Below are 2510 nucleotides of genomic sequence, written 5' to 3'. Positions count from 1 at the left end.
CCGCCGGCGAGCTGGACGCGGGCGCGCGGGAGAAGATCCGCGCGGCGCACGGCGGCGCTCGCGGCGCGGAGCAGTGCTTCCAGTTCCGCGCCGTCGGGCCGCACGGCCGGGTCCCGTACGAGCAGCCGCTCCAGTACGGGGCCCAGCGGGCCGGAGCGCACCGGCGGCGGGATCGGGTCGTCGAGGACGGCGACGACGGTGGCGAGGCTGGTGGCCCGGCGCAGCGGGTGGGTGCCCTCGGCGGCCACGTACAGCATCATGCCGAGCGACCACAGGTCGGAGGCGGCGAGCCCCTCCTCGCCCCGCGCGCGTTCGGGCGCGATGTACTCGGGCGAGCCGATCAGCACCCCGGTGGAGGTGAGGGCGGTCGCCCCGCCGAGGGCGGCGATGCCGAAGTCGGTCAGGACGGCCGCGCCGTCGGGCCGCAGCAGCACGTTGGCCGGTTTCACGTCCCGGTGGAGGACCCCTTCGGCGTGCGCGGCGCGCAGCGCGGACAGGACGTCGAGCCCGAGCCGCAGCACCTCGGCGGCCGGCATGGGGCCGTCGGCCAGCCGGTCGTGCAGGGAGCCGCCCTTCACCAGCTCCATCACGATCCACGGGTGGCCGTCGGTGCCGGGGGCGGGTTCGACGATGTGGTGGATCGTCACCACGCCGGGGTGCGCGAGGCGGGCCAGGGCCCGGGCCTCGCGCACGGCGCGTTCCCGCATCTGGGCGGAGAGCCCGGGATCGGCGGCCTCGGAGGCCGGGTCCGGCGGGCGCACCTCCTTGAGGGCGACCTCGCGGTGCAGGGCGATGTCGCGGGCGCGCCACACCGTTCCCATGCCTCCGGCGCCCAGGGGTGCGATCAGTTCGAAACGGCCGTCGACCAGCCGTCTGCCGGCCTCACTCGTGTCCATGGCCGGTCATCGTAGAGGGCGCCACCGTCAGCAGCGGCGGCGGTCCGCCGTGAGGGCTCCCTGCGCGGTGGACACCGTACGGTCGTAACAGCCTCCCCCGATTTCGGACCCGTACAGCTGGTAGCGGGCGGTGGTGGTGCCGACCGCGTGCCGCTGGTCGCGCGGGACGCCGGCCGTGTAGGAGGCGTCTCCCGTGTACCGGTCGTCGAGGCGGGTCCGGCCGGTCTGGCGGCCGCCGCGCAGGGTGACGGTGTCGGCCCGGTCGCCCAGGGAGAGGACGGTGCGCAGCCGGTCGCCGGCGCCGAGGGTGGTCTCGCCGTCCATGGTGTAGGCGCGGGTGGTGCGGGTGGTCCCGGCGCCCCGGGTGACGCTCTCCTCGTCGTTCCAGGAGGCGGTGAGGGCGTCGCGGTTCTCGCCGTCGGTCCAGCGGTGCACGGAGGTGGCGCCGACGGTCCGGGTGACGGTGGTGGTGACGCGGCCGTGGGAGGTGTCGAGGTACCCGGCGAGGGTGAGGCGGTGGGCGCCGTCGGTGTCCAGGCGGTGTTCGCCGCCGGGGGCGGCGGGCGTCCAGCGGGAGGAGCCGGTGGGGGCGCCCTCCTCGTGGCGGGTGAGGGCGCCGGTGACGACCTCGCGGCCGCGGTCCTGCCACAGCAGCAGGTTGGCGGGGGCGTTCCAGCCGCTCTGGCCGGCCGGGACCCCGGCGACGGCCACCTCGACGCGGTGCGGGCGGCCGTCGTTGAGGAGGGCGGCGAAGGGGGTGAGGTCGTAGACCAGGGGCCGGACGTCGAAGGCGCGGGGGCCGGGGGTGACGTACCAGAGGAAGGGGTTGGACCAGCCGCCGGTCCAGACGGTGGGGAAGGGCGCGGCGATTCCGGCGAGCCGTCCGTCGACGGAGACCCGGACCTCGCGGTGGGGGCCGCCGGCGGCCTTGCAGGAGTAGGGGGCCGCGTCGGGGACGGTCATGTACCAGTACTCCTCGCAGCCGCCGCCCGAGCCGCTGGCGTACACCTCGGCGAGGATCCGTTCGGTGTTGCGCGGGGTGGTGACGGCGGCCCCTCCCCGGTCGGATCCGGTGAGCGGGAGGACCCGGTCGGGGGTGGGGGCGGGGCGGGTGCGGCCCTCGGCGGCGTAGAAGGTGAGGGTGGCCTTGACGTCGATGACGCCGGTGTAGGTGTCATCGACGACGTTGCCGATCAGCATCTCGACGGACTGCGGCCGGCTGAGGACGTCGCGGTAGTGGGTGACGTCCTTCTCGACGGACCATTCGATGCCCTCGGGCGAGGGTTCCGGGGTGGAGGTGGCGAGGATCTCCACGCCGCCGACGGTGAGGTTGCCGAGGCGGTCGTACTGGCGGCCCTTGACCTTGCCGTCGAGGCGGAGCACCACCTTGGCCCAGCCGGAGCGGCCGCAGCCCTCCGGCGGGGTGTAATCGCCCCGGTAGGGGGTGAAGTCGCGGAACTGCGCCTCGGCGAGGGTGACCCGGCAGGAGGCGGTGGCGGGCCGTTCGACGGGCGGGGCGGCGGTGAGGGGGTCGTGCCAGTCGGTGCCGAACTCGGCGTAGCATGCTCCCGCGGACCCTTCACCTGCCTTTTTGACAACCGTTTCCATCTTTGA

The 2510-nt window shown here is 75.0% G+C and carries 2 protein-coding genes; both read right to left on the bottom strand.

Going from position 1 to position 2510, the window contains the following annotated elements; genetic code table 11:
• Window positions 1-896 (bottom strand): serine/threonine-protein kinase (locus AB0O29_RS35030; protein WP_365160231.1); only part of this gene is annotated, 896 nt, incomplete at its 3' end.
• 27 nt (window positions 897-923) lie between these two features.
• Window positions 924-2504, bottom strand: a complete 1581-nt coding sequence (locus AB0O29_RS35025) for a peptide-N4-asparagine amidase (RefSeq protein ID WP_365160234.1) — start codon at window positions 2502-2504, stop codon at window positions 924-926.
• Window positions 2505-2510 lie beyond the last annotated feature (6 nt).

Source organism: Streptomyces sp. NPDC089915 (genome assembly GCF_040684675.1).
Lineage (GTDB): Bacteria > Actinomycetota > Actinomycetes > Streptomycetales > Streptomycetaceae > Streptomyces.
Note: the sequence above shows the minus strand (reverse complement) of the source record. Positions and strands in the feature narration are given on the sequence as shown.

Excerpts from the sequence above, each read along its gene's own strand:
- AB0O29_RS35025 (WP_365160234.1), bottom strand. The coding sequence starts at position 2,504 with ATGGAAACGGTTGTCAAAAAGGCAGGTGAAGGGTCCGCGGGAGCATGC.